At 73.5% G+C, this 25,312-nt stretch carries 21 protein-coding genes; 16 read left to right on the top strand and 5 right to left on the bottom strand.

The window, feature by feature from the left end; genetic code table 11:
* Positions 1 to 9: 9 nt before the first annotated feature.
* Both BM064_RS18215 and BM064_RS18210 read left to right on the top strand, forming a co-directional pair.
* Positions 10 to 1,614, top strand: a complete 1,605-nt coding sequence (locus BM064_RS18215; RefSeq protein ID WP_092861945.1) for a peptide chain release factor 3 — start codon at positions 10 to 12, stop codon at positions 1,612 to 1,614.
* A 92-nt stretch (positions 1,615 to 1,706) separates the two neighbouring features.
* On the top strand, positions 1,707 to 1,877 hold the full coding sequence (locus BM064_RS18210; protein WP_092861943.1) for an entericidin A/B family lipoprotein: 171 nt from the start codon (positions 1,707 to 1,709) through the stop codon (positions 1,875 to 1,877).
* A gap of 73 nt (positions 1,878 to 1,950) precedes the next feature.
* Here BM064_RS18210 and BM064_RS18205 read toward each other — a convergent pair whose 3' ends face one another.
* Positions 1,951 to 2,814 (bottom strand): sulfotransferase family protein, encoded by an 864-nt coding sequence (locus BM064_RS18205; protein ID WP_143103377.1) that lies wholly within the window; start codon positions 2,812 to 2,814, stop codon positions 1,951 to 1,953.
* Between the two features lie 456 nt (positions 2,815 to 3,270).
* Between BM064_RS18205 and BM064_RS18200 the strand changes: the two genes are divergently transcribed.
* The 7 genes from BM064_RS18200 (at position 3,271) to BM064_RS18170 (ending at position 12,507) form a co-directional block, all read left to right on the top strand.
* On the top strand, positions 3,271 to 4,998 hold the full coding sequence (locus tag BM064_RS18200; protein ID WP_092861939.1) for a DEAD/DEAH box helicase: 1,728 nt from the start codon (positions 3,271 to 3,273) through the stop codon (positions 4,996 to 4,998).
* A 331-nt stretch (positions 4,999 to 5,329) separates the two neighbouring features.
* A complete protein-coding gene (locus tag BM064_RS18195; RefSeq protein WP_092861937.1) occupies positions 5,330 to 6,451 on the top strand; it encodes a Gfo/Idh/MocA family protein in 1,122 nt (373 codons plus the stop codon).
* A gap of 4 nt (positions 6,452 to 6,455) precedes the next feature.
* Positions 6,456 to 6,806 (top strand): YybH family protein, encoded by a 351-nt coding sequence (locus BM064_RS18190; RefSeq protein WP_092861935.1) that lies wholly within the window; start codon positions 6,456 to 6,458, stop codon positions 6,804 to 6,806.
* Positions 6,807 to 6,909: 103 nt separating this feature from the next.
* Positions 6,910 to 8,355 carry an amidase gene (locus tag BM064_RS18185; protein WP_092861933.1) on the top strand — a complete coding sequence of 482 codons (1,446 nt, stop codon included), beginning with the start codon at positions 6,910 to 6,912 and terminating at the stop codon, positions 8,353 to 8,355.
* 93 nt (positions 8,356 to 8,448) lie between these two features.
* Positions 8,449 to 9,267, top strand: coding sequence for an N-acyl homoserine lactonase family protein (locus tag BM064_RS18180; protein ID WP_092861931.1), 819 nt, complete (start codon positions 8,449 to 8,451; stop codon positions 9,265 to 9,267).
* 94 nt (positions 9,268 to 9,361) lie between these two features.
* Positions 9,362 to 11,647, top strand: coding sequence for a hypothetical protein (locus BM064_RS18175; protein WP_092861929.1), 2,286 nt, complete (start codon positions 9,362 to 9,364; stop codon positions 11,645 to 11,647).
* Positions 11,644 to 12,507, top strand: a complete 864-nt coding sequence (locus BM064_RS18170; RefSeq protein ID WP_092861927.1) for a class I SAM-dependent DNA methyltransferase — start codon at positions 11,644 to 11,646, stop codon at positions 12,505 to 12,507. The genes BM064_RS18175 and BM064_RS18170 overlap by 4 nt, the downstream gene beginning before the upstream one ends.
* 209 nt (positions 12,508 to 12,716) lie before the next feature.
* On the opposite strand, the gene BM064_RS18165 is transcribed toward BM064_RS18170, so the two are convergent.
* Positions 12,717 to 13,433 (bottom strand): alpha/beta fold hydrolase, encoded by a 717-nt coding sequence (locus BM064_RS18165; RefSeq protein WP_177236318.1) that lies wholly within the window; start codon positions 13,431 to 13,433, stop codon positions 12,717 to 12,719.
* A gap of 278 nt (positions 13,434 to 13,711) precedes the next feature.
* Between BM064_RS18165 and BM064_RS18160 the strand changes: the two genes are divergently transcribed.
* The 6 genes from BM064_RS18160 (at position 13,712) to BM064_RS18135 (ending at position 21,290) form a co-directional block, all read left to right on the top strand.
* Positions 13,712 to 14,662 carry a DMT family transporter gene (locus BM064_RS18160; RefSeq protein WP_177236317.1) on the top strand — a complete coding sequence of 317 codons (951 nt, stop codon included), beginning with the start codon at positions 13,712 to 13,714 and terminating at the stop codon, positions 14,660 to 14,662.
* A 1-nt stretch (position 14,663) separates the two neighbouring features.
* Entirely contained in the window at positions 14,664 to 15,254 is a 591-nt protein-coding gene (locus BM064_RS18155; RefSeq protein ID WP_092861923.1) for an NAD(P)H-dependent oxidoreductase, read from the top strand.
* A gap of 298 nt (positions 15,255 to 15,552) precedes the next feature.
* The gene (locus BM064_RS18150) at positions 15,553 to 15,942 is read left to right on the top strand and encodes a RidA family protein (RefSeq protein ID WP_092861921.1); all 390 of its coding nucleotides are present in this window, start codon (positions 15,553 to 15,555) and stop codon (positions 15,940 to 15,942) included.
* Between the two features lie 4 nt (positions 15,943 to 15,946).
* On the top strand, positions 15,947 to 16,681 hold the full coding sequence (gene recO, locus BM064_RS18145) for a DNA repair protein RecO (protein ID WP_092861919.1): 735 nt from the start codon (positions 15,947 to 15,949) through the stop codon (positions 16,679 to 16,681).
* 473 nt (positions 16,682 to 17,154) lie between these two features.
* Positions 17,155 to 19,194, top strand: a complete 2,040-nt coding sequence (locus tag BM064_RS18140) for an ASKHA domain-containing protein (RefSeq protein WP_092861917.1) — start codon at positions 17,155 to 17,157, stop codon at positions 19,192 to 19,194.
* Between the two features lie 437 nt (positions 19,195 to 19,631).
* Positions 19,632 to 21,290: an ABC transporter substrate-binding protein gene (locus BM064_RS18135; RefSeq protein WP_092861915.1), complete on the top strand. Its 1,659-nt coding sequence runs from the start codon at positions 19,632 to 19,634 to the stop codon at positions 21,288 to 21,290.
* Between the two features lie 425 nt (positions 21,291 to 21,715).
* Here the strand turns inward: BM064_RS18135 and BM064_RS18130 are convergent, their stop codons facing one another.
* Complete coding sequence (locus BM064_RS18130; protein ID WP_092861913.1) at positions 21,716 to 22,777, bottom strand: alcohol dehydrogenase; 1,062 nt, start codon at positions 22,775 to 22,777, stop codon at positions 21,716 to 21,718.
* A 107-nt stretch (positions 22,778 to 22,884) separates the two neighbouring features.
* Positions 22,885 to 23,652: a glucose 1-dehydrogenase gene (locus tag BM064_RS18125; RefSeq protein WP_092861911.1), complete on the bottom strand. Its 768-nt coding sequence runs from the start codon at positions 23,650 to 23,652 to the stop codon at positions 22,885 to 22,887.
* Positions 23,653 to 23,838: 186 nt separating this feature from the next.
* Between BM064_RS18125 and BM064_RS18120 the strand changes: the two genes are divergently transcribed.
* Entirely contained in the window at positions 23,839 to 24,801 is a 963-nt protein-coding gene (locus tag BM064_RS18120) for an alpha/beta fold hydrolase (protein WP_177236316.1), read from the top strand.
* Between the two features lie 19 nt (positions 24,802 to 24,820).
* On the opposite strand, the gene BM064_RS18115 is transcribed toward BM064_RS18120, so the two are convergent.
* Complete coding sequence (locus BM064_RS18115) at positions 24,821 to 25,279, bottom strand: hypothetical protein (protein WP_143103375.1); 459 nt, start codon at positions 25,277 to 25,279, stop codon at positions 24,821 to 24,823.
* Positions 25,280 to 25,312: the final 33 nt, after the last annotated feature.

Genomic DNA, 25,312 nt, shown 5'->3' with positions numbered 1-25,312 from the left:
CCGCGCGCCATGCAGGACCTGTCGAACGCCCCCCAGCTACCGCCCGAGATCGCGCGTCGCCGCACTTTCGCGATCATCTCGCATCCCGATGCGGGCAAGACCACGCTGACCGAGAAGTTCCTTCTCTACGGCGGCGCGATCCAGATGGCCGGCCAGGTCCGCGCCAAGGGCGAGGCGCGGCGCACCCGCTCGGACTTCATGAAGATGGAGCAGGAGCGCGGGATCTCCGTCTCCGCCTCCGCCATGTCGTTCGAGTGGAACGGGACCTGGTTCAACCTGGTCGACACCCCCGGCCACGACGATTTCTCGGAAGACACCTACCGGGTGCTGACCGCGGTCGACGCCGCCATCATGGTCATCGACGGGGCGAAAGGCGTGGAGTCGCAGACCCGAAAACTGTTCGAGGTCTGCCGGCTGCGCGACATGCCGATCCTGACCTTCTGCAACAAGATGGACCGCGAGAGCCGCGACACCTTCGAGATCATCGACGAGATCCAGGAGATGCTGGCGATCGACGTGGCCCCCGCGAGCTGGCCCGTCGGCCAGGGCCGCGACTTCGTGGGCGCCTACGACCTGCTGCGCGACCGGCTGAACGTCATGGATCGCGCCGACCGCAACGTGCGCGCGAAAAACGTCGAGATCGCAGGGCTCTCCGATCCGAAGCTCGCGGACCACATGAGCCCGGAGCAGGCCGAGACGCTGGCCGAGGAGGTCGAGATGGCCCGCGGCCTGCTCCCCGCCTTCGACGGCCAGGCCTTCCGCGAGGGGCACATGACCCCGATCTGGTTCGGCTCGGCGCTGAACTCCTTCGGCGTGCAGGAGCTGATCCAGGGCCTCGCCGACCACGCGCCCCCGCCGCAGCCCCGCCCGGCCGAGCCGCGGCAGGTTTCGCCTGAGGAACCGAAGGTTTCCGGCTTCGTCTTCAAGGTCCAGGCGAACATGGACCCCAAGCACCGCGACCGCGTGGCCTTCCTGCGCCTGTGCTCGGGCCACTTCAAGCGGGGCATGAAGCTGCACCACGTAAGGTCCGGGAAACCCATGGCGATCTCGAACCCGGTGATGTTCCTGGCCTCCGAGCGCGAGGTTCTGGACGACGCCTGGGCGGGCGACATCATCGGCATTCCCAACCACGGCCAGCTTCGCATCGGCGACGCGCTGACCGAGGGCGAGAACCTGCGCTTCACCGGCATCCCCGCCTTCGCGCCCGAGCTGCTGCAGACCTGCCGCGCGGGCGACCCGATGAAGGCCAAGCACCTCGACAAGGCGCTGACCCAGTTCGCCGAGGAAGGCGCGGCCAAGGTCTTCAAGCCTCAGATCGGCTCGGGCCATATCGTGGGCGTGGTCGGCCAGCTGCAGTTCGAGGTGCTCGCGAGCCGCATCGAGCAGGAATACGGCCTGCCCGTGCGCTTCGAGCCCACCCAGTTCACCGGCGCGCGCTGGGTGAGCGGCCCCAAGGAGGCCGTCGAGGCCTTCATGAAGGGCAACAAGGGCCACATGGCCGAGGATTCGGACGGCGATCCCGTCTACATGATCCGCCTGCAGTGGGACCTCGACCGCATCGCCCGCGACCATCCTCAGGTGACGCTGTCGGCGACCAAGGAGATGCTCACCTGAAGGGCGCCGTCGCGCCGCATCTCCGACACGGTCCGCGCCACCATGGATGACGGCCGCAGCCGTTTCCGCGGCCTGAAACGGAGATTCGCATCATGATCGCCCGCAAGACCCTCGTGACCCTGATGGCGGCCGGCTTCGCCGCCGCCGCGCTGTCCGCCTGCAACACCGTCGACGGCGCCGGCCGCGACATCCAGGCCGCCGGCAGCGGCGTCTCCCACGCCGCCAACGAGGCCGAGGAAGAGCTGGAGGAAGCCGCCGATTGATCGCGGCCGCCGCCCGGCGCCGCCGCTCCGGGGCGGCGCGCCGGGCGCGGGTGCGCCCCGGCGGGCGCCGCGCTCACTCCGCGGCGATCGCCGCGCCGGGCATCCATTGGGGCGAGCGGTCCGCGGCCTCGGCGATCAGCCGGCCCAGCCCGTTCTCCTCCAGCGCGGCGAGGATCTCGCCGGCGTTGGCCACCGCCTCCTCCAGCCGCGGCGAGAGGATCTTGCGAAGCGGGCTCTCCACCGGCCCGGGGCGTGCGCCGAGACGCGCGCAGATCCGGTCGATCGTGGGCTGGTGCGCCTCGGCGGGCAGCAGGTCGCGCTCATAGTCCACCTGCATGTGCGGCAGGCCCGAGAGCGCCGCCCGCTCCATCTGCAGGAGGCCGAGCTGCATGCGCGCCTGGGCCACGAACGCCTGCGGATCGAGATGCACCGGCGCGCGCCCCGCCCCCGCCCCGCGGCCCACGTGATAGAGCGCCGTCTGCTGGGCGACCGCGAGCGAGGTGGCCTGGGCGAGCGTCCCGCGCGTGAGGTGGATCAGGACCGTCCCGTCCTCGACCAGCCCGCGCAGGAAGGCCGCGACAGAGCGCATCCGCTGCACCTCGACCAGCTGGTAGGAGAGCAGCTTGCAGCCATGCACCGGGGCCTTGCGCAGGGCCGCGAGCCGCGCGAGATGCGCGCGCGGGGCCAGCACCCCGAAATGCAGCGCCTCGCCCCGGCAGTGGATGTCCTCCACCTGCCCCAGCAGCTTCACCAGCAGGGTCGAGCCCGAGCGCGCCCGCCCGAAGATCACGAAATTCGGCCCCTCCCGCCCGCCGACCAGCAGCCGCTTCACCAGCGCCCCGGCCTCGTGCACATAGCCGTGGCGGGCGAAGACGTCGGGATGCCATCGGCCCCGGTAGGGCGCGCCGATCGGGTTCAGGCCGTTGAGCAGGCTCATCTCGCCGGTCCTTCCGACGATCCTGGGGTTGGTCGCCATGGGTCTGCATTCCGTTTCTGGCGATCTCGACCAGACGTCGAGATCCATGCAGCCAGTAGCGATCCCCATGGTTAAAGCGCATTTAACAACTTGTTAAAGAACCAATAACATGAATGATGCGCATTTACTTTCCGGTCATGATCCTGCCGGGCCGCCGGCTCCCGCCCCTCGCCGGCCGGGAGCGAGTCGCCGGGGCGGGGCGAAACCTCCGCCCGGGCCGTCCCGAGGCGGTCCTTGCGGGGACGGCGAAAGGAAATCTGCGTCCAATCCGCCCGTTTCGCGCCGGTTTCGTTGACTTTCGCGTCCATCTGGGCAAATAGGCCGCCAGACGCGCCGTCCGGGCGCGCGACGACGGGACCGCGCGGAGAACAGCGGTCCACTCACGTGACCGCAGATCCACTCCGCAAAGGACCGTTAATGAAATTCTCCGATCTCGATCTCGACCCCAAGGTGCTGCAGGCCGTCGAAGAGGCCGGCTACGAGACGCCCACGCCGATCCAGGCGCAGGCGATTCCCCATGCCCTGATGGGCCGCGACGTGCTGGGCATCGCCCAGACCGGCACCGGCAAGACCGCGGCCTTCACCATCCCGATGATCACGATCCTGGCCCAGGGCCGGGCCAAGGCGCGCATGCCGCGCTCGCTGATCCTGTGCCCCACGCGCGAGCTCGCCGCCCAGGTGGCCGAGAACTTCGAGACCTACGGCAAGCACCACAAGCTGACGATGGCGCTGCTGATCGGCGGCGTCTCGTTCAAGGACCAGGACAAGCTGATCGACCGCGGCGTCGACGTGCTGATCGCCACCCCCGGCCGCCTGCTCGACCATTTCGAGCGCGGCAAGCTGATGCTGACCGGGGTGCAGGTGATGGTGGTCGACGAGGCCGACCGGATGCTCGACATGGGCTTCATCCCGGACCTCGAGCGGATCTTCGGCCTGCTGCCCTTCACCCGTCAGACGCTGTTCTTCTCGGCGACCATGCCCCCCGAGATCACCCGCCTGACCGAGACCTTCCTGCACAACCCGCAGCGGGTCGAGGTGGCGCGCCAGGCGAGCACGGCCGAGACGATCACCCAGGCCGTGGTCCGTCACAAGCCGTCGCGCAAGGACCGCTCGGACGGCGACAAGCGCGAGATCCTGCGCCGCCTGCTGCGCAACGAGGGCGAGAGCCTGACCAACGCCATCGTCTTCTGCAACCGCAAGCGGGACGTGGACGTGGTCTACAAGTCGCTCAAGAAGCATGACTTCAACGTGGGCGCCCTGCATGGCGACCTCGACCAGTCGGTGCGCACCCGCACGCTGGACGGGTTCCGCTCGGGCGAGATCACGGTGCTGGTCGCCTCCGACGTGGCCGCCCGCGGGCTCGACATCCCCTCGGTCTCCCACGTGATCAACTTCGACATGCCCATCCACTCCGAGGACTACGTCCACCGGATCGGGCGCACCGGCCGCGCCGGGCGCAAGGGCAAGGCGATCTCGATCTGCTTCCCGCACGAGGAGAAGCACCTCGCCAAGATCGAGGAGATGATCGGCAAGGAAGTGCCGAAGATGGACAGCCCCCTGACCGCCGAGGCCGAGCCCGAGGTCGAGGAGACCGCGGGCGCCCCCGAACCGTCCGAGCGCGAGGCCGCCCGCGCCTCCCGCCGCCGGGCCCGCACCGCGCGCGGCCGCAAGAAGGACGAGGCCGAGACGCCCGAGGTCGAGACCGCCGCGTCGGAGCCCGAGGCCGCCGCGCCCGCCGAGGCGCCCGAGGCCGAGGAGGCCCCCAAGGAGCGTCGCCGCAGCTCGCGCCGCCGCAAGGCCGCCTCGGACGACCCGCGCGACGCGGCCCCCGTCGAGGATCCCCGCGACGCCGCCCCCGCCCCGCGCGCCGCCGAGCGCAATGCCGAGCGCGAGGAGCGCCCCGCCCGCCGCGAACGCGAGCGGGACCGCGACGAGCGCGCCGCCGACCGCTCGGCCGAGCGGACCCCGGATCGGAACGCCGACCGCAACGACCGGGGCGGGCGCCGCCGCGGCCCCGTGGTGGGCATGGGCGACCACGTCCCCGCCTTCATGCTGCGCGAAGTGAACCTGGAGCGGATCCTGGGCCGCAGCGTCTCGACCGAAGACGACGAGGCCGAGAGCGACCGGCGCAGCGAAGCCGCCTGACCTCTCGCCGGATCGCGATGCGACAGCAGCCCGCCGGCGACGCCGGCGGGCTTCTTCATGTCCCGGCCCGCCCGGGACCGCGAGCGGGGCGGGGGCGGCCGAAGGGCGCGGCCCCGCCCCAACCGGCATCAGGTGGTGTATTGTTCCACAATGATGCAGATGCGAGTCGCAATGGCGCCGATCCACCCCGGGTTGCCGTCAGTACGTTGCGTCAAGCGAATGCGTGCAGCCTTTTCCGCCCTCGATTGATCTGCCTATAGACTCCGTTCATGTCGACGCCGAAGCCATTCCCCTCTCAGCCACGGCCGCGCCCCGGGACGTGCGTGCCGGCATGAGCGCCCGGGTCCCCGTCGTCGTCATCGGCGCCGGCCGCGAGGGCCTGCGCCAGGCGCGCCTCGCCGCCGACTGCGAGGGGCTGTCCCTGCTCGCGGTCATCGACCCCGCCGACAGCGCGCGCGAGCGGGCGGCCGAGGCGGGGTTTCCCGTGGCGGCAGAGCTCGACGAGGCGCCCGCCGGCGTGGCCGCCGCGATCATCGCCCTGCCCATCGCCAGCCGCGCCTCGACCGCCGAGGCGGTGGCCGCGCGCGGCCTGCCGACGCTGACCGACCGCGGCCTGTCGCAGTCGCTGCGCGACGGCCGCCGCATCCGCGACGCCTACGCCCGCTCCGGCGCGCCCCTGCTGGTGGGCCACCACCGCCGCCACCATCCCGCCGTCGCCGCCGCGCGCGAGGCCGCGCGGGGCGGGCTGCTGGGCCGGATCGTGGCCGCCGACGCGGTCTGGATGCTGCGCCAGCCCGAGGACGGCGGCGGCTTCGCCTGGCGGGTGCGCTCGGGCTCGGGCGCCGCGCTGACCCAGTTCGCCAACGAGGTCGACCTGCTGCGCTGGCTGATCGGCGACATCGTCTCGGTCTGCGCGCTGACCTCGCGCGCGACGCCGCAGTCGCCGGAGACGGACTCGGCCGGCGCGGTGCTGCGCTTCCGCTCCGGCGCGCTGGCCACGGCGCTGCTGAGCTCGGTCGCGCTCTCGCCCTGGGGCTGGGAGGCGGGAACCGGCGACGACGAGGACATCGCGCGCAGCGGCGAGGACGCGCTGCGCCTGGTGGGCTCCGAGGGGGCGATGTCCCTGCCCTCGCTGACCTACTGGCGCCACAACGGCGCGGGCAAGGGCGACTGGTCCCGCGCGCTGTCGCGCCTGCCCCTGCCCAGTCCGACGCTGGACCCGCGGGCGGCGCAGCTCGACCATTTCGCCCGGGTCGCCCGGGGCGAGGCGGCGCCGCTGGTCGATGCGGACGACGCGTTGATGAGCCTCGCGGCCGCGCTGGCGGTGGAGGAATCGGCGCGCACCGGCAAGATGCTGGCCCCCGACCCCGACCGCCCCGACGCCTGGGAGCCGACCGCGGCCGCGATCTTCCGCGGTCTCGCCGCCCCCGACCCCACCTCCGGAGACGAGTAGGGCCATGGACCTCGAGGCCGCCCGCGCCTTCGCCGAGGACTGGGAGGCCGCCTGGAACAGCCATGACCTCGACCGGATCCTGGCCCACTACGCGCCCGACGTCGTGTTCCGCTCGCGCAAGGCGGCGGCGCTGGTCGGATCGGGGGAGGTGCGCGGCCTCGAGGCCCTGCGCGCCTACTGGGGCGCGGCGCTCGCCCGCCAGCCCGACCTCGCCTTCACGGTGACGCAGGTCTACGCGGGCCACGGGATGCTCGCCATCGCCTACCGCAACCACCGCGGGGTGGAGGCGCTGGAGACGCTGCGCCTCGGGCCCGACGGGCGGGTGGTCGAGGCCTCGGCCTGCCACGCGGACTGAGGGCGGTGGCCGGATCGCCTCGCGATACGGGCGTGTTGGATCTTTTCTCCGCGGGCGTTGGGGGCCATCATGGGCCGTCCCCTCTGCCAGCGGAGCCTGCGCCATGTCCCTCTCCGACGCCTACGAAGATCTCGACGCCACCGCCCTCGCGGGCCTTGTCGCGAAGGGCGAGGTCACGCCGTCCGAGCTGCTGGACGAGGCGCTGGCCCGCGCCGAGCGGGTGAACCCGCAGATCAACGCCCTGGTCAACCTCGTCCCCGAGACGGCCCGCGCCCTGATCGCCGAGGGCCTGCCCGAGGGGCCGTTCCGCGGCGTGCCCTTCGTGCTCAAGGACCTGGGCGCGGCGGCGGTGGGCTTCCCGGTCTCGTCGGGGTCGAAGCTGCTGGCGGGCTCGCAGCCGACCTTCGATTCCCACTTCTACGCCCGGCTCCGCGACGCAGGCCTGGTCACCTTCGGGCGCGGGACCTCGCCCGAGTTCGGCTGCGGCCCCGCGACCGAGAGCGCGGTCTACGGCGGCCCCACCCGCAACCCCTGGAACCTCGGGCGGACCTCGGGCGGCTCCTCCGGCGGTTCGGGGGCGGCGGTGGCCGCGCGGGTGCTGCCGGCGGCGCATGCCTCCGACGGGGCGGGCTCGACCCGGATCCCGGCCTCCTCCTGCGGGCTCTTCGGCTTCAAGCCGACGCGCGCGCGGATCAGCCAGGGGCCGAGCGTGGGCGAGGGCTGGGCGGGGCTGTCGTCCTCGGGCTTCGTCACGCGATCCGTTCGCGACAACGCCGCCCTGATGGACGTGGTCTCGGGCCCGATGCCGGGCGATCCCTACTGCGCGCCGCCGATGGAGATCAGCTACGCCCAGGCCGCCGACCGCGCGCCGGGCAAGCTGCGCATCGGTTTCCTGACCACCACCTTCACCGGCGCCCCGATCCATGCCGACGCGAAGGCCGCGGCCGAGGACGCCGCCGACCTGCTCGCCTCGATGGGCCACGAGGTGTTCGAGGCCTCGCTGCCCGAGGCCGACGTGATGGGCATGCTGCGCGCCACCGCCCGGGTGATCTCGGCCGGGACCGCGCGCACGCTGCAGGCCATCGAGGCCGCCCGCGGCCGGCCGATCCAGCCGGGCGAGGTCGAGCCCCTGGCGCTCGACGCCAAGCGGCTGGCCGAGACGATCTCGGGCGCCGACTACCTCGCCGCCATCGAGACCATCCACGCCTTCGGCCGCGCCTTCGCGCGCTATCTTTCGGATATGGACGTGCTGCTGACCCCTACCCTTGGGGAACCGCCCGCCGAATGCGGCCGCTTCACCCATGCCCACGGCGACTTCGAGGCGTTCCGCTTCGGGCCCGGCGGGGTGGCGGACTATTCGCCCTTCACGGCGGCCTTCAACGTCTCGGGCCAGCCGGCGGCCTCTGTCCCGCTCCACTGGAACGCCGAGGGGCTGCCGATCGGGGTGCAGCTCGCCTCCGCCTTCGGCGAGGACGCGATGCTGATGTCGCTCTGCGCCGATCTGGAGCGGGCGCGGCCCTGGGCCGACCGCAAGCCCCCGGTGCGCTGACCCCCGGGCCCGGAGGGCGACCCCCTTCGGGCTTCCCATCCCGGCCCCGTCCCGCCACTCTGCCCGCACCAGAAACGCACGGGAGGAGACGGCATGGACGGGACCTGGGAGGTCTACGCCCTGAAGTACGGCGAGGTGACCGCGCGCAGGCGGGCCGAGGCCTTCATCGGCGGCGATCCGCACGACGGGCCGATGCCGCTCGACTATTTCACCTGGGTGCTGCGCTCGGGCGAGCGGGCGATCCTGGTCGACACCGGCTTCGAGGCCGAGGAGGGCGCCCGCCGCGGCCGGGTGATCGAGCGCGCCCCGCACGAAGCGCTGGCGCCGCTGGGCCTCTCGCCCGAGACGGTGGACACGGTGATCGTCACCCACCTGCACTACGACCACGCCGGCGGGCTGCACCGCTATCCGGCCGCGACCTTCCACCTGCAGGCCGCCGAGATGGCCTTCGCCACCGGCCCCTGCATGTGCCACGAGCACCTGCGCCACCCGTTCACCGCCGAGCACGTCTGCGAGATGGTGCGCCACGTGTTCTCCGGCCGGGTGATCTTCCACGACGGCGACGCCGAGGTCGCCCCCGGCGTCACCGTGCACCGCATCGGCGGCCATTCCCGCGGGCTGCAGGCGGTGCGGGTGCGCACCCGCGAGGGGTGGCTGTGCCTCGCCTCCGACGCCTCCCACTATTATGCCAACTACCTGCAGGGGCGGCCGTTTCCCATCGTCGTCGACATGGAGGAGACGCTGGCGGGCTACGGGCGGATCCAGGCGCTCGCCTCCCAGCCCGGGCTGGTGATCCCTGGCCACGACCCGCTGGTGCGCCGCCTGTTCCCCGAGATCGCCGGCGGCTTCGTGCACCGGCTGGACGTGGCGCCGCGCAGCTTCGACCCGCTGGCGATGGCGGCGGAGGGATGAGGGCGGCGCGGGCCGCGACTCCGCCGCGGGTTGCGGCGGGGTGCGGCGCGGTCCATGGTCCGCCGACCGCGCCGCCGATCTGTGGAGCCGTTGTTTGACCCGTCGCCGCCGCTGGACCGACCGCCTTCCGCGCGCCGCCGCCGGGCGCCCCCGCCGGGCCGCCGGCCTCGTCGCGCTCGTCGCGCTCGCGGTCCTGGGCGGCGCCGTCCTGTCGCCGTGGGAGGGGGCGCCGTTCGGCGCCGGTCCGACCTCCGCCCAGGAGACCGGCGGCGACGCCAAGGCGAAGCGCGAGGCGCGCGCGAAACGCGAGGCCGAGGCCCGCGAGGACGCCGCCCGCGTCGCCCGCGAAGCCGCCACCCCTGAAGAGGTGCCGGTCTTCCAGCGCCCCCGCTTCCAGGCCCAGCTCGGCGAGATCCGCGAGGCGTTCCAGGACGGCCGACCGGTGGAGGGCGACGCCGCCCTGCAGCGCGCCGTCGCCGTCTGGCCGAAGATGCAGGGCCTGCGCGTGGCGCTGGCGCAGCTGCGCGCCCGCCAGGGCCGGCTGGAGGAGGCCGAGGCCCAGCTCCAGGCCGCCGCCGACGCGGGCTTCCGCAGCCCCGAGCAGATCGTCGGCGCCCAGGTCTTCGCCCCCCTGCAGGGCCGCCCCGCCTTCCAGGCCGCGCTGGCCTCGATGCAGGGCCCCGCGCCCGGGACCGCGCGCCCGGCGCCGGTCATGATCCCCGCCCCGATCGTCGACGGCGAGGCGGTGATCGCCGAATCGAACAGCGCCTGGTCCGAGGTCGACGGCGTGGTCCGCGCCGCCTTCATCCTGCCCGCCGCGACCGGCCCCGAGCCGCTGGTGATGGGCGGCGACTCGCCCGAGGCGCAGGCGCTGCGCCGGCTGGTCGCCTCGGGCGCCGCCAGCGGCAACCGCGGCGACTTCTACGAGAACCGCGACGACGACCACGCCCGCCTGCCGGTCGGGGTCTTCCGCCAGCTGCTGCGGCTCGAGCATTCGCCCGCCGTGCGCGCCCAGGGCTTCGGCCACGGCCTGGCCGAGGGCATCGCCGTCTCGCTCGACGGGGAGGACTATCCGCCGATCTTCGGCAACTCCTCGACCGCCTACACCGGCAAGCCCTACTGGCGCAGCATGGCGCGGCTGGGGCTGACCAAGGCCGGCGCGCCGAAGGAGCTGTGGCGCGAGTACGCCTCGAACCAGCTCTACATCTACCCCGAGCACAAGGACCACGACGGCTTCTACGGCGATGTGTTCCCCGCCAACACGCCCTACATGATCGTCAGCCAGGGCAGCTCCGGCTCGCCCCACACCGCGATGCGCGCGGTGGCGATGATGCTGGCGGCGCTGCGCCCCGACACCAAGGCCGAGCTGATCCGCCGGCGGATGATCGCCCCCACCCTGCAGATGCTGTGGCGGCGCGGGCAGGAGGGGATCGAGACCGACGAGGATTACCTCTCCGCCGCCGCCCACCCCACCGTCTTCGATCCCAAGACCGCCGAGCCCTTGCGGATGATCGAGATGGCGAACGCGCTGACGCCCGATCAGATCCCCCCGCTCGTCACCCTCCAGGTCCTGCAGGAGAGCCAGCCGACGCCCGGCATCACCCTGTTCGGCGACGGCCTGTCGGAGACGCTGTTCGACACCCCCTCGGCGATCGCCCGCGCCTTCCGCGGCACGGGGCGCACCCTGCGCCTCGAGGTCGCCGCCGCCGCGCGCAACGGGCCCGAGGGGCGCCCCGTCGCCTTCCGCTGGCGGGTGCTGCGCGGCGATCCCGACAAGGTGCGCGTGACCCCGGCCGGCGAGCGGGGCGAGCGCGCGCAGATCGAGGTCGACTGGCACGATACGGTCGCCGCCCCGCCGCGGGGCCTGCGCTCGCACCGCGTCGACATCGCGGTCTTCGCCGAGGTCGAGGGCGCGCCTCTGTCCGCGCCGGCCTTCGTCTCGGTCGCCTTCCCCCCGCGGCAGGAGCGCGAATACGACGCCGACGGCCGGATCCGGACGATCAGCTACGACGGCGCCGAGACCCAGGCCGAATACGCCGACCCCTGGCTCTGGCCCGAGCGGAAGTGGCGCGACATCTACCAGTACGACGCCCGGGGGAACCCCGACGGCTGGAACCGCGGCCCGACCGACGGCTACGCCTCGGAGCGCTACACCCGCCACGGGGCCGCGGTGATCGCCAGCGACGCGCAGAACCGACCGCTGCGCGCGCGGATCATGGCCTATCCCCTGGCCCCCACCCGCACCGGGCGCGAGGTGCTGCGCCGCGGCGGGGACCACGTGCTCGACTACAGCTACGAGGGGCCCGACGACCTCGTCGGCTACGCCACGCCGAACGTCGTCGCCGTGCCCGAGACCCCGCTCAGGAACTCCACCCGGTGACCGCAGAGACCGAAGACGCCCCGACCGACCCGCTGGAAGCCGCCTACGCCAGGGCCCTGGCGCTGGAGAAGGCCGGAGAGGCCGACGCCGCCGCCGAGGCCTGGCGCGAGGTGCTGGCGCTGGACCCCGAGGACCACGGCGGCGCCGCCGTGCGCATCGCCTCCCTTCAGCGGGGCGAGGCGCCCGACCGCGCGCCCCCCGCCTATGTGGCGACGCTCTTCGACCAGCACGCCGCCTCCTTCGAGGAGATCCTGGTGGGCCAGCTCGGCTACCGGGCCCCCACCCGGCTCGCGGAGATGCTGGCCGAACGGCTGCCCGCCGGCGCCGAGCCGAGCTTCCTCGACCTCGGCTGCGGCACCGGCCTGATGGCCGCCGCCCTCGACGCGGCCCTGCCGGCGGAGCGGGGGCATTCCACCGGCCTCGACCTGTCGGAGGAGATGCTGGGCGAGGCGGACGAGCGCGGCCTCTACGACGCGCTCTACGTGGGCGACGCGGTCGCCTTCCTCCATGCCCCGCAGGAGGACGAGGACGGCGACGTCTCCGGCCCCTGGGACCTGATCGCCGCGGCCGACGTTCTGCCGTATCTCGGCGCGCTGGAGGAGCTTTTCGCAGGCGCCTTCGCCCAGCTCGTCCCCGGCGGGCTGTTCGCCTTCTCGACCGAGACCCTGCCCGAGGACGCCTTCCCGCCCTCCGGCTGGACCGTGGGCCCCCACCAGCGCTTCCACCACTCCGAGCGCTACATCCGCAGCGCCCTCGCCGAGGCCGGCTTCGAGATCGCGGCGCTGGAGCCCTGGACGATCCGCACCAACCTCGGGAACCCCGAGCCCGGCCACCTGGTGATCGCCCGCCGCCCGGCCTGAGCCGGCCGCGGGCGCCCCGTCCCCGCCGTTCCGCGAAGCGCCCGCCCAGCAGGCGCCCCGGGCTCGACCCGGGGCTTTCTGCCCGCCGTCGCGCCTGGCGCAGGACGGCGAGGTCGGCGCGACGCCGGCGGCCGACGCGCCCGGCGGGCGCCGAGAGGACCCGGGTCAGGCCCGGGGCGCTCCCGTGACGACCGCCGCGCTCGGACCGCTCAGAGCTTCGCGAGGAAGGCGTTCACCGCCTCGGCCGTGGCCTCGGGCGACTGGACGGGCAGCAGGTGGCCGCCGGGCAACACCTGGAACTCGCCCTTGGGCAGCTTGGCGGCCATCTTCTCCATGGTCTTCGCCGGCGCCGTCTCGTCGGCGTCGGCGGCGAGGCACAGGACCGGCTGGCTGACCTTCTCCAGGTCGTCGCGACGGTTGAACGTGGTCAGGCAGCGGACCACGTCGCGATAGACCGTCTCGTCGAGCCGCCCCATCGAGGCCGCGAACCGCTCCATCCGCTCGGGCGAGACGCCGGACCCGGCCATCTGCTCGGAGGAGCGGCGGGCCAGCTCGGGCATCGTCATCCCCTCGTCCAGCGGCTTCAGGCGCGCGGCCAGGAACTGCTCGGCGAAGCTGGGGTCGCGCCCGCCGAAGGCCGGCGAGGTGGCGCAGGCGACGAAAGCCTTGACCTTGCCCGGATGGGTCAGCGCCGTCTCCAGCGCCAGCATGCCGCCGAAGGAATGCCCGAAGATCACCGCCTCGCCGCCCGCCGCGTCGATCTTGCCCGCCAGCCAGTCGGCGAGCGCGGGGAACGAGGCCGGACCGCCCCAGGGCTCGTCCCCCCAGCCGGGCATGTCGAGCGCCTGGGAGCCGGGAACCAGGGGCACGACCTCCTCGAAGGTCTCCTTGCCGGCGCCGATGCCGTGAACGAACAGGACGGTCATGATCTTCCTCCTCTCGGCCGGCGGGAACCCGGCCTTGTCTGTCGGGGGCGAACCGAACCCGGCCGGAGGGGGCGCGTCAAGCGCCGCCGGGGCCGCGCATGAACCCTGCGCGGATCCCGCGGCACTCATCTGCAACGCCGCCCGCCCGCCCGCCCCCGGATTTCACCGCCGCCCGATGGACAATGACAGACATCGCCGCTAGCGTCCGCGCCTCGGCCCGCTTCCGCCGACCAGCCCTCGGACGACCTCTCATGCCTCGACCCGAACCCGGACCCGCCATGCCCGGCGGCGGAGCCGTGCCGGAGCTTTCCCCCGCCCCCGTGCTCTCGCCCGAGGCCGCGCCCTCGGCCGCCGCGTCGCGCCGCGGCCTGCTGGTGGTGGCGCTGGGGGTGCTCGTCTTCACCCCCGACGCGCTGGCGATGCGGCTTTCGGGCCTCGACGGCTTCGCGCTGGCGAGCCTGCGGGGCTTCTTCGGCGGCACGGTGCTGACGCTGGGCTGCCTCGCGGTCTTCGGCCGCGGCCTGCCCCGGGCGATCCGCGGGCTGGGGCGCTGGGGCGTGGCGCTGCTGGCGCTGGAGGCGGCGACCACGGTGCTCTTCACCCTGTCGATCATGTGGACCAGCGTGGCCAACGCCATGCTGGCCTTCGCCGCCACGCCGATGCTGGCCGCGCTGATGGCGCGCGCCTTCCTGGGCGAGCGGATCCCGCCGCAGACGGCGGCCGCGATCGCCGCCACCGCCGCCGGCCTCGGCCTCGTCGCCGCGGGCGCCTGGGGGGAGGGCGCGCTGTCGCTGACCGGCATCGCGGCGGGCTTCGCCTCGGCCTTCTGCATCGCCTCCTTCTTCGTGATCCTGCGCCGGCTGAAGGCCGCCTCCGCGACGCCGGTGATCGGCCCGGGCTGGCTGCTGGGCGGCCTGCTCGCCCTGCCCTTCGCAAGCTTCGGCGCGCCCGAGCCCGCGCAGATCGGCTGGGCCTTCGTCTCGGGCGGGATCGTCATGCCCGCGGCCATCGCCCTGATCTCTTGGGGCTCGCGCCGGCTGCCGGCGGCCGAGACCTCGATGCTGACGCTGCTCGAGGTCGTCACGGGCCCGATCCTGGTGTGGATCGTGCTCGGCGAGAACCCGGGCCCCTGGACGTTCGCGGGGGGCGCGGTGGTGCTCTCCGCGCTCGCCGCCCATGCCGCCTGGCGCTGGCGCGCCGCCTCTCCCGCCACGGAACAGCCTGCCTGACATGCGCCTGCTGATCGTCTACTGCCACCCCGTCGAGGGCAGCTTCGGCTCCGCCGTGCGCGACGCGGTGATCGACTCCGCCCGCGAGGCCGGCCACGAGATCCGCCTCACCGACCTCTACGCCGAGGGTTTCGACCCGGTGATGCGCCGCGAGGAGCGCATCGGCTACCACGAGCCCGCGGCGAACGAGGTCCCGGTGGCCGAGCATCTCGCGAACGTGCGCTGGGCCGAGGGGCTGATCTTCGTGCATCCGACCTGGTGGTACGGCCCGCCGGCGATGCTCAAGGGCTGGCTCGACCGGGTCTTCGTCCCCCACGTGGCCTTCCAGATGCCGACCGAGACCACGGGCATCCGCCCGGGCCTGACCCACATCCGCCTGATCGGCCAGGTCAGCACGCTGGGCTCGTCGTGGTGGCTGTGGCGCTTCATGGGCCAGCCCGGCCGCCGGATCATCCTGCGCGGCCTGCGCGCCTGCTGCGCGCCCGCCTGCCGCACCTTCTGGCTCGGCCTGCACGCGATGGACACGGTCCCCGAGCCGAAGCGCCGCGCCTTCCTCGCCCGCGTCCGCCGCCGCATCGCCCGCATCCGCTGACCGCCCGCCCTCCGGCGCCCCCGGCCCCACGCCCCGCCGGGAGCGCCTGTTCTCCGGAGCCGTCTCTCGCTGATGCCGATCGGAGCGACTCGGTCGAAGCGGTCAGGGATCGCGCAGCGACCCGCCGCAGGCGGGCTTGTCCTTGACCGCTTCGACCGAGTCGCTCAGGCATCTTCAGCGAGAGACGGATCCGGAGGACAGGCGCGGGCGCTTCTGTTCTCTGGTGGGTCAGGAGCGTCCTCCCCACTGGCCCCCCGCGCCCCCATCCGCCAGACTGCCCCCAACAGGAGCCCCGCCGATGATCCCGATCACCCCGCCCTCCATCCGCCCCCCCTTCGCCCGCTACGCCCACGCCGTCGAGGTCACCGCCGGCGCCCGCCTTCTCTTCGCCTCCGGCCAGCTCGGCCTCGCCCCCGACGACACCCTCCCCGAGGGCGCGCAGGCCCAGGCCGCCCGCTGCTTCGCCAACCTCGCCGAGATCCTGGCCGAGGCCTCGATGACCCCGGCCAACGTCGTCCGTCTCAACGCCTTCGTCTCCGCGCGCGAGCACATGGCCGGCTACATGGCCGCCCGCGACGCCTTCGTGGCGGACCTGCCCACGCCTCCCGCCTCGACGCTGGTGATCGTGACGGGCTTCACCCGCCCCGAGTTCCTGGTCGAGGTCGAGATGATCGCCGCCGCCGAATAGCCCCATGGCCACCACCTGGCGCGACGAGGGCCTGCTGCTGGCCGTGCGCCGCCACGGCGAGGGCGCCGCGGTGCTGGAGATCCTGACCGCCGAGCACGGCCGCCACGCCGGCCTCGCCCCCGGCGGAGGCTCCCGCCGCATGGCGCCGGTGCTGCAGCCCGGCGCCCAGCTCTCGGTCGAGTGGCGCGCCCGCCTCGAAGAGCACCTCGGCTCCTGGCGGGTCGAGCCCGCCCGCTCCCGCGCCGCCGCGATCATGTCCGACCGCCGCTCGCTGGCCGCCATGTCCGCGATCAGCGCCCTGCTGGTGGCCTTCCTGCCCGAGCGCGAGCCGCACCCCGAGCTCTACGCCCGCACGATCGCGCTGGTCGACGCGCTGGGCGCCGACTCCGACTGGCCCGCCCTCTACGCCCTGTGGGAGCTGGCGCTGCTGGGCGAGCTCGGCTATGGCCTCGACCTCTCCCAGTGCGCGGCGACGGGCGCCTCGGGGCCCAACGCCGACCTCGCCTGGATCAGCCCGCGCACCGGGCGCGCCGTCAGCCGAGAGGCCGGCGGCCCCTGGTCCGACCGCCTGCTCCCCATGCCCCGCCTGTTCCTGGGCGACCCGAAGCACGGCGAGCCCGACATCGCGCTGGCCCTGCGCGCCACCGGCCATTTCCTCGACGCGCAGGTGGCCCCCGCCTTCAACCGCCGCGCCGCCCCCGAGGCCCGCGCCCGCCTCGTCGCCCTGTTCCGCCCCTGATCCCCGCTCCCCCCGAGTCGACAGCTGTCGACGCTGCAACCCGCGCGACGCCCGGGCGCCCCGGCGCGACGCCGGCGCCCCCTCGCAGAGCGCCTGTTCTCCGGAGCCGTCCATCGCGGATGCCGATCAGAGCGAGTCGCCCCCGGGGGTCAAGGATCGCGCAGCGACCCCCCGCAGGGGGGCTTGTCCTTGACCCACGGGGGCGACTCGCTCAGGCATCTGACGCGATGGGCGGATCCGGAGGACAGGCGCGGGGCTTGTTCTTTGGTGAGTCAGGAGCCCGCCGGAGGCTCCCCCCGTTGCCGATCCCCGACCCCGCCCCCACCCTCGCGACGCAGCCAAGCCCGCCCGCAGGGCGCCTGTAGACCGCTCCCTTCCAGGCCGCCCCCGGCGCCCGATGCGTCGCCCCCGGGCTCGCATCCCCGCCCCTGCCGGTCTAGGACTCCCCCTCGAAGCCGCCCATCGGAGCCGCCATGACCGACGCCCCCGCCGATCCTCTCGTGATCTTCACCCCCTCGGGCCGCCGCGGCCGGGTGCCCGTCGGGACCCCGGTGCTGCAGGCGGCGCGCAAGCTGGGGGTGGACCTCGACTCGGTCTGCGGCGGCCGGGGCATCTGCTCGCGCTGCCAGATCGCGCCCAGCTTCGGCGAGTTCTCCAAGCACGGCGTCGTCTCCCGCCCCGAGGCCCTCTCGGAGTGGAACACGGTCGAGCAGCGCTACAAGGACAAGCGCGGCCTCGCCGAGGGGCGCAGGCTCGGCTGCCAGGCCACCATCCAGGGCGACGTGGTGATCGACGTGCCGCCCGAGTCCCAGGTCCACCGCCAGATCGTGCGCAAGCGCGCCGAGGCGCGCGAGATCACCCTCGACCCCGCCCTCCGCCTGCATTTCGTCGAGGTGGCCGAGCCCGACATGCACCTTCCCTCCGGCGACCTGGAGCGGCTCTGCACCGCGCTCGAAGAGCAGTGGGGGGTGAGCGGGGCCACGGCCGGCCTGCCGCTCCTGCACCGCCTGCAGAAGGCGCTGCGCGAGGGCGGGTGGAAGGTCACCGCCGCCGTCCACACCCCCGCCGAGGGCGCCCCGCCCCGCATCCTCGAGGTCTGGCCCGGCTTTCGCGAGCGGCCCGTCTGGGGGGCGGCCATCGACCTCGGCTCGACCACCATCGCCTGTCATCTGGCGAACCTTCAGACCGGCGAGGTCGGCGCCTCGGGCGGCGTGATGAACCCCCAGATCCGCTTCGGCGAGGATCTGATGAGCCGGGTCAGCTATTCGATGATGAACCCCGGCGGAGCCGAGGAGATGACGGCCGCCGTGCGCCGCGCGCTCGCCGAGCTGCTGGCCGGGACCGCGAAGGAGGCCGGCGCCGAGCCCGCCGACATCCTCGAGACGGTGATCGTGTGCAACCCGGTGATGCACCACCTGGTGCTGGGCATCGACCCGGTGGAGCTCGGCTGGGCGCCCTTCGCGCTGGCGACCTCGGACGCGGTGAGCTGCTCGGCGGCCGAGCTCTCGCTCGACATCCACCCCGACGCGCAGGTCTACCTGCTGCCCTGCATCGCGGGCCACGTGGGCGCGGACGCGGCCGCGGTGGCGCTCTCGGAATCGCCGCACACCTCCGACGACCTTGTGCTGATCGTCGACGTGGGCACCAACGCCGAGATCCAGCTCGGCGACCGCAACCGGGTGCTCGCCTGCTCCTCGCCCACGGGCCCCGCCTTCGAGGGCGCGCAGATCTCCTCGGGCCAGCGCGCCGCCGACGGCGCGGTGGAGCGGGTGCGCATCGACCCCGCCACCAAGGCGCCCCGCTTCCGCGTCATCGGGCAGGAGGCGTGGTCGGACGAGGCCGGCTTCGACGCCTCCCGCATCACCGGGATCTGCGGCTCGGGCATCATCGAGGCGATCGCCGAGATGCGCCTCGCCGGGATCATCGACGAGGACGGGGTGATCGGCTCGCCCGAGCAGACCGGCTCCGGGCGTTGCGTGGCGGACGGGCGCACCTGGGCCTGGGTCCTGCACGACGGGACCGCCGAGGGCGGGCCGCTGGTCTCGGTCACCCAGAACGACGTGCGCGCGATCCAGCTCGCCAAGGCGGCGCTGACCGCAGGGGCGCAGCTGCTGATGGACCGCATGGAGGTCGAGACGCTGGACCGCGTGGTGCTGGCCGGCGCCTTCGGCGCCCATATCTCGCCCCTGCACGCGCTGGTGCTGGGCATGATCCCGGACTGCGCGGTGGACAAGGTCACCTCCGCCGGCAACGCCGCCGGCACGGGCGCGCGCATCGCGTTGCTGAACCGGGGCGCGCGGCGCGAGATCGAGCAGGTGGTGCGCCGGATCGAGAAGATCGAGACCGCCATCGAGCCCCGCTTCCAGGAGCATTTCGTGGGCGCCATGGCGATCCCCCACAAGACCGCCCCCTACCCCGAGCTCGGCCGTGTCGCGACCCTGCCCGCCGTCTCCTACGGCGGCGCGGGCGGCGGCGATGCGGGCGGCGGCCGCCGCCGTCGCCGCCGGGGCTGAGCGAGCCCCGCGCCGCCCGCCGCCCTGGGCGAACCCAGCGCCCCGGGCGCTCCGCCCGAGACCCCGGGAACGCCCCCTGCCAAGGGCGTGCCCCGGGCCTGACCCGGAGCCTCTCCGCCCTCGCCGCAACGCCTCGGCGGGGCGAGGGCGCGCGGGCGACCCTCGCCCGACGCCCCCTACGCCGACGTCGGTGGGACGCCCGCGGCCCTCGCCTCCTCCCGCCCGACCCCGCGCCCCCGTGGCCCGGCGCGGCGTGTCCCCGGGGCCACGGCCGGGCGCGACGGGGCGCGTCAAGGCTGGGCGAGCGCCCCGCGCGGCGCATCTTGCACGGCGAAGTTGAACGTCCGGCCCGCCGGCGCCACGCTCGGACCGCGCCCTGGGGCGGGCCGGCGCCGGGCCGGCCTCGCCGTCCCGCAACCGGCCGGAGCCTGCGCCAGATGACCGACGATCCCCGCCCCTCCTCCCGCCGCCTGCACCCGGCGTTGAAGCCCTGGGCGCGGGAGGCGAGGGCGGGACGGATGGACCGGCGGGAGTTCCTGGGGCTGGCCACCGCGCTCGGCGCCTCGGCCGCCGCGGCGCACGCTCTGCTGGGGCTGCCGGCCCCGCGCGCGCGGGCGCAGACCGTGGCCCCGGGCGGAACCCTGCGCTGCCAGATGCCGGTGAAGCCCGTGGCCGACCCGCGGGCCTTCGACGGCTCGGAGATGGGCAACGTCGCCCGCGGCTTTGTCGAGCCGCTGGTGCGCTACACCGCCGATTTCGTGTTCGAGCCCTGGCTGCTGGCGGACTGGGAGGTCGCCGACGACGCCCGTGCCTGCACCCTGCATGTGCGCAAGGGCGTGACCTGGTCGAACGGCGACGCCTTCGACGCCGCCGACGTGGTCTTCAACCTGACCCGCTGGTGCCAGGCCGGGGCGCCGGGGAACTCGATGGCCTCGCGCATGGCCGCCCTGATCGACCCCGAGACCGGCGAGGCCGCGGCCGGCGCCATCGAGCAGGTCGACGACCACACCGTCCGCCTGAGCCTGCGCATGGGCGACGTCACCCTGATCCCCAGCTTCGCCGACTACCCCGCCCTGATCGTGCATCGCGGCTTCGAGGCGGCGGGCGCCGACCTCTCGACCGCCCCCATCGGCACCGGCCCCTACCGCCTGGAGGAGATCGTCCCGCGCGAGCGCGCGGTGCTGGTCAAGCGGGGCGAGTGGTGGGGGGGCGACGTGCCGCTGGAGCGGATCGAGTATCACGACCTCGGCCCCGACCCCCGCGCCTGGGGCCGGGCCCTGCGCGACGGACGCATCGACATGGTCTACGAGACCACGGGCGAGTTCGTCGCGCTGTTCGACGCGATGGAGCTGACCCGGTGGGAGACGCCCTCGGCCGCCACCATCACCTGCCGGATGAACGTGGCCGCCGAGGTGGACGGCCGCCCCCCCTACGCCGATCCCCGCGTGCGCCAGGCGATCCAGGCGGCGGTGGACCCGGAGGTGGTGCTCGAGCTCGGCTACGCCGGCCAGGGCCGGCCGGCCGAGAACCACCATGTCGGGCCGATGCACCCCGAATACTTCCCCCTCCCCCGCCGCCGCCCGGACCCGGAGCGCTCCCGCGCCCTGCTGGCCGAAGCGGGGATGGCGGATTTCGAGCATGAGCTGATCTCGATCGACGACGACTGGCGGCGCGCCACCGCCGACGCGGTGGCGGCGCAGCTCCGCGACGCCGGCATCAGGGTGAAGCGCACGCTGGTCACCGGGCCCGACTACTGGTCGCGCTGGACCCGCTTCCCCTTCGCCGCCACCGACTGGAACATGCGCCCGCTGGGGGTGCAGGTGCTGGCGCTCGCCTATCGCTCGGGCGCGGCCTGGAACGAGACGGGCTTCTCGGACCCCGAGTTCGACGCCCTGCTGGACCAGGCGCTGGCCCTGCCCGACCCCGAGACCCGCCGCGCGCTGATGGAGGAGATCGAGCGCCGGCTGCAGGACTCGGCCGTCATCGTGCAGCCCTACTGGCGCACGCTGGTGCGCCACGCGGTCCCGCAGGCCAGGGGGGTCGCGATGCACCCGATGCTGGAGCACCACCACGACCTGTGGTCGCTCGACGCCTGAGGTCGCGGCCCCCCGGAACGCCCCCCTGAAACGAAATGGGCCCGTCGCAAAAGGGCAAGCGACGGGCCCGAGGCCAGAAAAGCTTTCGCGTGATCCGACGGGGTCACCCGACGATGAGCATCGCCATGGCGACCAGCGTCATCAAAGGCCCGGCGACCGTGCCGAGACTGAGAAGAAGCGCTTCGATCTTGTCCATGACACCCTCTTCTTCGTGAACCTTAGCATTCGATCTAGGCGCGCCTCATTCGCCGTCAAACCGGCGCCGTTGTTCCAAGCCGCGGAATCCCGCCTCGCGGCCGGCAACCCTTTGGTCGTAATGCAATTTGTTAACGCAAAAAAAATGCGCGGCCGTGTCGGCCGCGCAACGCTTGGTTTTCCAAGGGGATCGTCGGGCCCGTCCGCGGGGGTTCCGCAGGGCGCGCCGGTCACGCCTCGGTGGTCAGGACCACGCGGCCCACGACGTTGCCCTCGGCGAGGTCGACGATGGTGTCGTAGGCCTTCTCCAGGGGGCGGACGGTGATCGGAACCGACTTCACCTTGCCGGCCTTGACCAGCTCCATCAGCTCGCGCAGGTCCTTGCACGAGCCCACGTAGGAGCCGCGCACGGTCAGCGCGAGCTGCGGCAGCTTGGGCAGCGGCGCCTTGAAGGTGCCGCCGTGCAGGCCGACGATCACGTAGCGCCCGGTCTTGACCAGACCGTTGAAGCCGAGCTGCGCCGTCGCCTCCATGCCCACGGTGTCGAGCACCGCCAGCAGCTTGCCCTGGGACTTCTTCTGCAGCGCGGCGAGCGGGTCGGCCTCGTCGCGCACGTCGATGGTCTCGTCCGCGCCCATGTCGACGGCGGCGGCGAGCTTCTCCTGCCCCATGTCGACCGAGATCACGTTCTTGAAGCCCATCGCCTTGGCGATGGTGATCGCGGCGAGGCCGAGGCCGCCCGCGCCCATCACCGCCAGCCACTCGTCGTCATGGATCGGCAGCAGCTTCTTGAGGGCGGTGTAGACCGTCACGCCCGAGCAGGCGTAGGGCGCGGCGACGGTCGGGTCGACGTCGCCGATGTCGACCAGGAACTTGGCGTCCGGCACGATCACATGGGTCGAGAAGCCGCCCGGGCGCGCCACGCCGAGCGCCTGCATCTTCTGGCAGTCGTTCTCGCGCTCCTCCTGACAGGCGCGGCACTCGCCGCAGCCGATCCAGGGGTGCACCAGCATGGTCTTGCCGATCGGCGGGTCGACCACGTCGGGGCCGGCGGCGATCACCTCGCCCAGGATCTCGTGGCCGAGCGTGTGCGGCAGCTTCATGCCGCGGTCTTCCATGCGGAACTTCTGGCCGTCGCCGTAGTCGAAGTAGCCCTCCCAGATGTGCACGTCCGAGTGGCACACGCCCGAGCGGCGCACCCGCACGACCACTTCGCGGCCCTGGGGGGTGGGATCCTCGCGCTCGATCATCTCGAAGGGCTTGTGCCACTCCACCACGCAATAGCTTTTCATTTCGCTCTCCTCCCATTCGACGGACCGCGCCGGCGGGCGGCGGCCCCAGAGTCCAGCCGGCCCCCACACGGGACCGGGATTCGGCCGGCCCCCTGCGGGGCCGGCGGTCAGATCGTGCGGCCCCCGTCCACCTCGAGGATCACGCCGGTGATGAAGTCCGCCTCGTCCGAGCACAGGTAAAGCGCGGCGTTGGCGATGTCGCGCGGGGTCGACAGGCGCCCCAGCGGCACCGAGGCGCGGAAGGCCGCGCGCTTCTCGGGCGTGTCCTCGCCCATGAAGGTGGCCAGCAGCGGCGTCTCGCCGGCGACGGGGGCGAGGCAGTTGACCCGGATGTTCTCGGGCGCGAACTCCACCGCGAGGGAGCGCGAGAGCAGGTTCACCGCGCCCTTGGTGGAGTTGTACCAGCTCAGCCCCGGCCGCGGCCGGATGCCGGCGGTCGAGCCGATGTTGAGCATCACGCCCCCGCCCTGGGCGCGCCAGGCGGGCACGGCGACCTGGCAGAAGTTCCAGATCTGCTTGACGTTGATCGCGTAGACCCGGTCGAATTCCTCCTCCGTGGTCTCCAGGGCGGGCTGGTTCCTGTGCGACCAGCCGGCGTTGTTCACCAGCACGTCGACGCCGCCCATCTTCGCCTCGCAGGCCTCCCAGGCCTCGGCCACCGAGGCGCGCGAGGAGACGTCGCAGCCCACCGCGAAGGCGCCGTGGCCGATGCGGCCGGCGGCCTGCGCGGCCTTGCCCTCCTGGATGTCGAGGATGGCGACCGTCGCGCCCTCCTTCGCGAAGCGCTCGGCGATGCCTTCGCCGAAGCCCTGCGCTCCGCCGGTGACGATGCACCGCTTGCCCTGCATCCGTCCGGCGCCTGCTTCGAGCGACATCGCATTCCTCCCGGTATGTCGTTTGGGCCGAACCCTGACGCGGGCGCGCGGGAAGATCAAGCGGCCTCGCCGGCTTCCGCAACGCACCAATCCGATGCCGCAACGCCGCGAAAGCGCCGGGGAATCCTTGACGCGCCGGCCCGCTTGGCGGTCCTTGGAGGGCGGAGCGGAGCGAGGGAGGCCGGCATGGGCATCGGCGAGTGGATCATCGTGGCGCTGCTGGTCGTGGCGGGCCTGATCGGGCTGCACGCCGCCCGCCTGAAGCGGGGCCAGCGGCTGGCCGAGGCGGCGGCGCCGAAGACCGGCAGGACCACACGGGTCCCCGGCGGCGCGATCCACTGGGTCGAAGCGGGCGAGGGCCCGCCGATCGTGCTGATCCACGGCCTGGGCGGCAGCCTGCGCAACTGGACCTACGCGGTGTCCGAGCGGCTGGCCGACCGTCACCGGGTGATCTCGATCGACCGCCCCGGCTGCGGCTATTCCGAGCGCGCGGGCGACGATCACGCCGCCCTCTCGACCCAGGCGCGGATGATCGCCGACTTTCTCGACGCCGAGAAGATCGCCAAGCCGCTGGTCGTGGGCCACTCGCTGGGCGGGGCGGTGACGCTGACCCTGGCGCTGGAGCACCCTGAGAAGATCTCGGGCTTCGCGCTGGTGGCGCCGCTGACCCATCCCGTCTCGAAGCCGCCCGAGGCCTTCGCCGGCCTCGCGGTGCGCAGCCCGCTGATGCGGCGCGCGCTGGCCTGGACGGTGGCGGTGCCGTTGGCGAAGAAATACGCGGCCCGGACCCTCGCCATGGTCTTCGCGCCCGAGCCCGCGCCGGAGGATTTCGTGATCCGCGGCGGCGGCGTGCTGGGGCTGCGGCCGCGGGCCTTCGTGGCGACCTCGGCGGACTTCGCGGCCTCGGCCGGGATCGCCGAGCTGGCCCCGAAATGGGAGGCGATCGCCCTGCCCGGCGGCGTGCTCTACGGCGACGAGGACGCGCTGCTCGACCATCGCGAGCAGGGCGAGGCGCTGGTCGCGCGCCTGCCGCACCTGGAGTGGACGGTGCTCGAGGGACGGGGCCACATGCTGCCGATCACCGCGCCCGACGAGACGGCGGCCTTCATCCGCCGCATGGCCGAGCGCGCCTTCGCGACGCCCGCCTGACGCGCGGCCCGGCGCTGGCTCAGACGCTGGCGACGAGCACCACGGCGATGACCACGACCCAGACCGCGAGGCCCGACATCATCAGGTATTTCGCGTTGGTCAGCGTGTAGCGCCACATGAAGGCGCGCTGGATCGCGAACAGGATCGGCGTGCCGAAGAGGTAGAGCCAGATCAGGATCTGCGGCAGGCCCAGCGGGCGCGCGGCGCGCTGCGGGGCGACGCCCGGCAGGTTCACGCCCGACAGGCGCTGGGTGTCGGGGGTGTTCAGCGTCAGCGTGTCGCCCGACATCAGCCCCTTGGCCAGCGCGAAGGCGAAGCCCACGCCCAGCAGCAAGAACAGCGCCACCATCCCGTGCGGCAGGGACAGCAGGGGACGGTTGTACTTGCTCTTGCGGCGGCGGTTGCGGCGCTTGTCGCGGGTGCTGATCCGCGCCATCGGCCGTGCATGCGACCGGCCGGCCTGCTCGTCGTCGTTCACGCTCGCCCCCAACAACTCCGCGGCACGGCGCCT

The sequence above is a fragment of the Albimonas pacifica genome (genome assembly GCF_900113695.1).
In the GTDB taxonomy this organism is placed as follows: domain Bacteria; phylum Pseudomonadota; class Alphaproteobacteria; order Rhodobacterales; family Rhodobacteraceae; genus Albimonas; species Albimonas pacifica.
The sequence above is the reverse complement of the archived record's forward strand: the minus strand, read 5'-3'. Positions and strand labels throughout refer to the sequence as shown.

Bases quoted from the DNA above. Each gene is read 5' to 3' on its own strand.
- BM064_RS18185 (WP_092861933.1), top strand. From the start codon at position 6,910: ATGTCCCTCTCCGACGCCTACGAAGATCTCGACGCCACCGCCCTCGCG.
- BM064_RS18130 (WP_092861913.1), bottom strand. From the start codon at position 22,777: ATGAAAAGCTATTGCGTGGTGGAGTGGCACAAGCCCTTCGAGATGATC.
- BM064_RS18120 (WP_177236316.1), top strand. From the start codon at position 23,839: ATGGGCATCGGCGAGTGGATCATCGTGGCGCTGCTGGTCGTGGCGGGC.
- BM064_RS18140 (WP_092861917.1), top strand. From the start codon at position 17,155: ATGACCGACGCCCCCGCCGATCCTCTCGTGATCTTCACCCCCTCGGGC.
- BM064_RS18195 (WP_092861937.1), top strand. From the start codon at position 5,330: ATGAGCGCCCGGGTCCCCGTCGTCGTCATCGGCGCCGGCCGCGAGGGC.
- BM064_RS18150 (WP_092861921.1), top strand. From the start codon at position 15,553: ATGATCCCGATCACCCCGCCCTCCATCCGCCCCCCCTTCGCCCGCTAC.
- BM064_RS18135 (WP_092861915.1), top strand. From the start codon at position 19,632: ATGACCGACGATCCCCGCCCCTCCTCCCGCCGCCTGCACCCGGCGTTG.
- BM064_RS18160 (WP_177236317.1), top strand. From the start codon at position 13,712: ATGCCCGGCGGCGGAGCCGTGCCGGAGCTTTCCCCCGCCCCCGTGCTC.
- BM064_RS18205 (WP_143103377.1), bottom strand. From the start codon at position 2,814: ATGAGCCTGCTCAACGGCCTGAACCCGATCGGCGCGCCCTACCGGGGC.
- BM064_RS18215 (WP_092861945.1), top strand. From the start codon at position 10: ATGCAGGACCTGTCGAACGCCCCCCAGCTACCGCCCGAGATCGCGCGT.
- BM064_RS18125 (WP_092861911.1), bottom strand. From the start codon at position 23,652: ATGTCGCTCGAAGCAGGCGCCGGACGGATGCAGGGCAAGCGGTGCATC.
- recO (WP_092861919.1), top strand. From the start codon at position 15,947: ATGGCCACCACCTGGCGCGACGAGGGCCTGCTGCTGGCCGTGCGCCGC.
- BM064_RS18155 (WP_092861923.1), top strand. From the start codon at position 14,664: ATGCGCCTGCTGATCGTCTACTGCCACCCCGTCGAGGGCAGCTTCGGC.
- BM064_RS18180 (WP_092861931.1), top strand. From the start codon at position 8,449: ATGGACGGGACCTGGGAGGTCTACGCCCTGAAGTACGGCGAGGTGACC.
- BM064_RS18190 (WP_092861935.1), top strand. From the start codon at position 6,456: ATGGACCTCGAGGCCGCCCGCGCCTTCGCCGAGGACTGGGAGGCCGCC.
- BM064_RS18200 (WP_092861939.1), top strand. From the start codon at position 3,271: ATGAAATTCTCCGATCTCGATCTCGACCCCAAGGTGCTGCAGGCCGTC.
- BM064_RS18165 (WP_177236318.1), bottom strand. From the start codon at position 13,433: ATGACCGTCCTGTTCGTTCACGGCATCGGCGCCGGCAAGGAGACCTTC.
- BM064_RS18210 (WP_092861943.1), top strand. From the start codon at position 1,707: ATGATCGCCCGCAAGACCCTCGTGACCCTGATGGCGGCCGGCTTCGCC.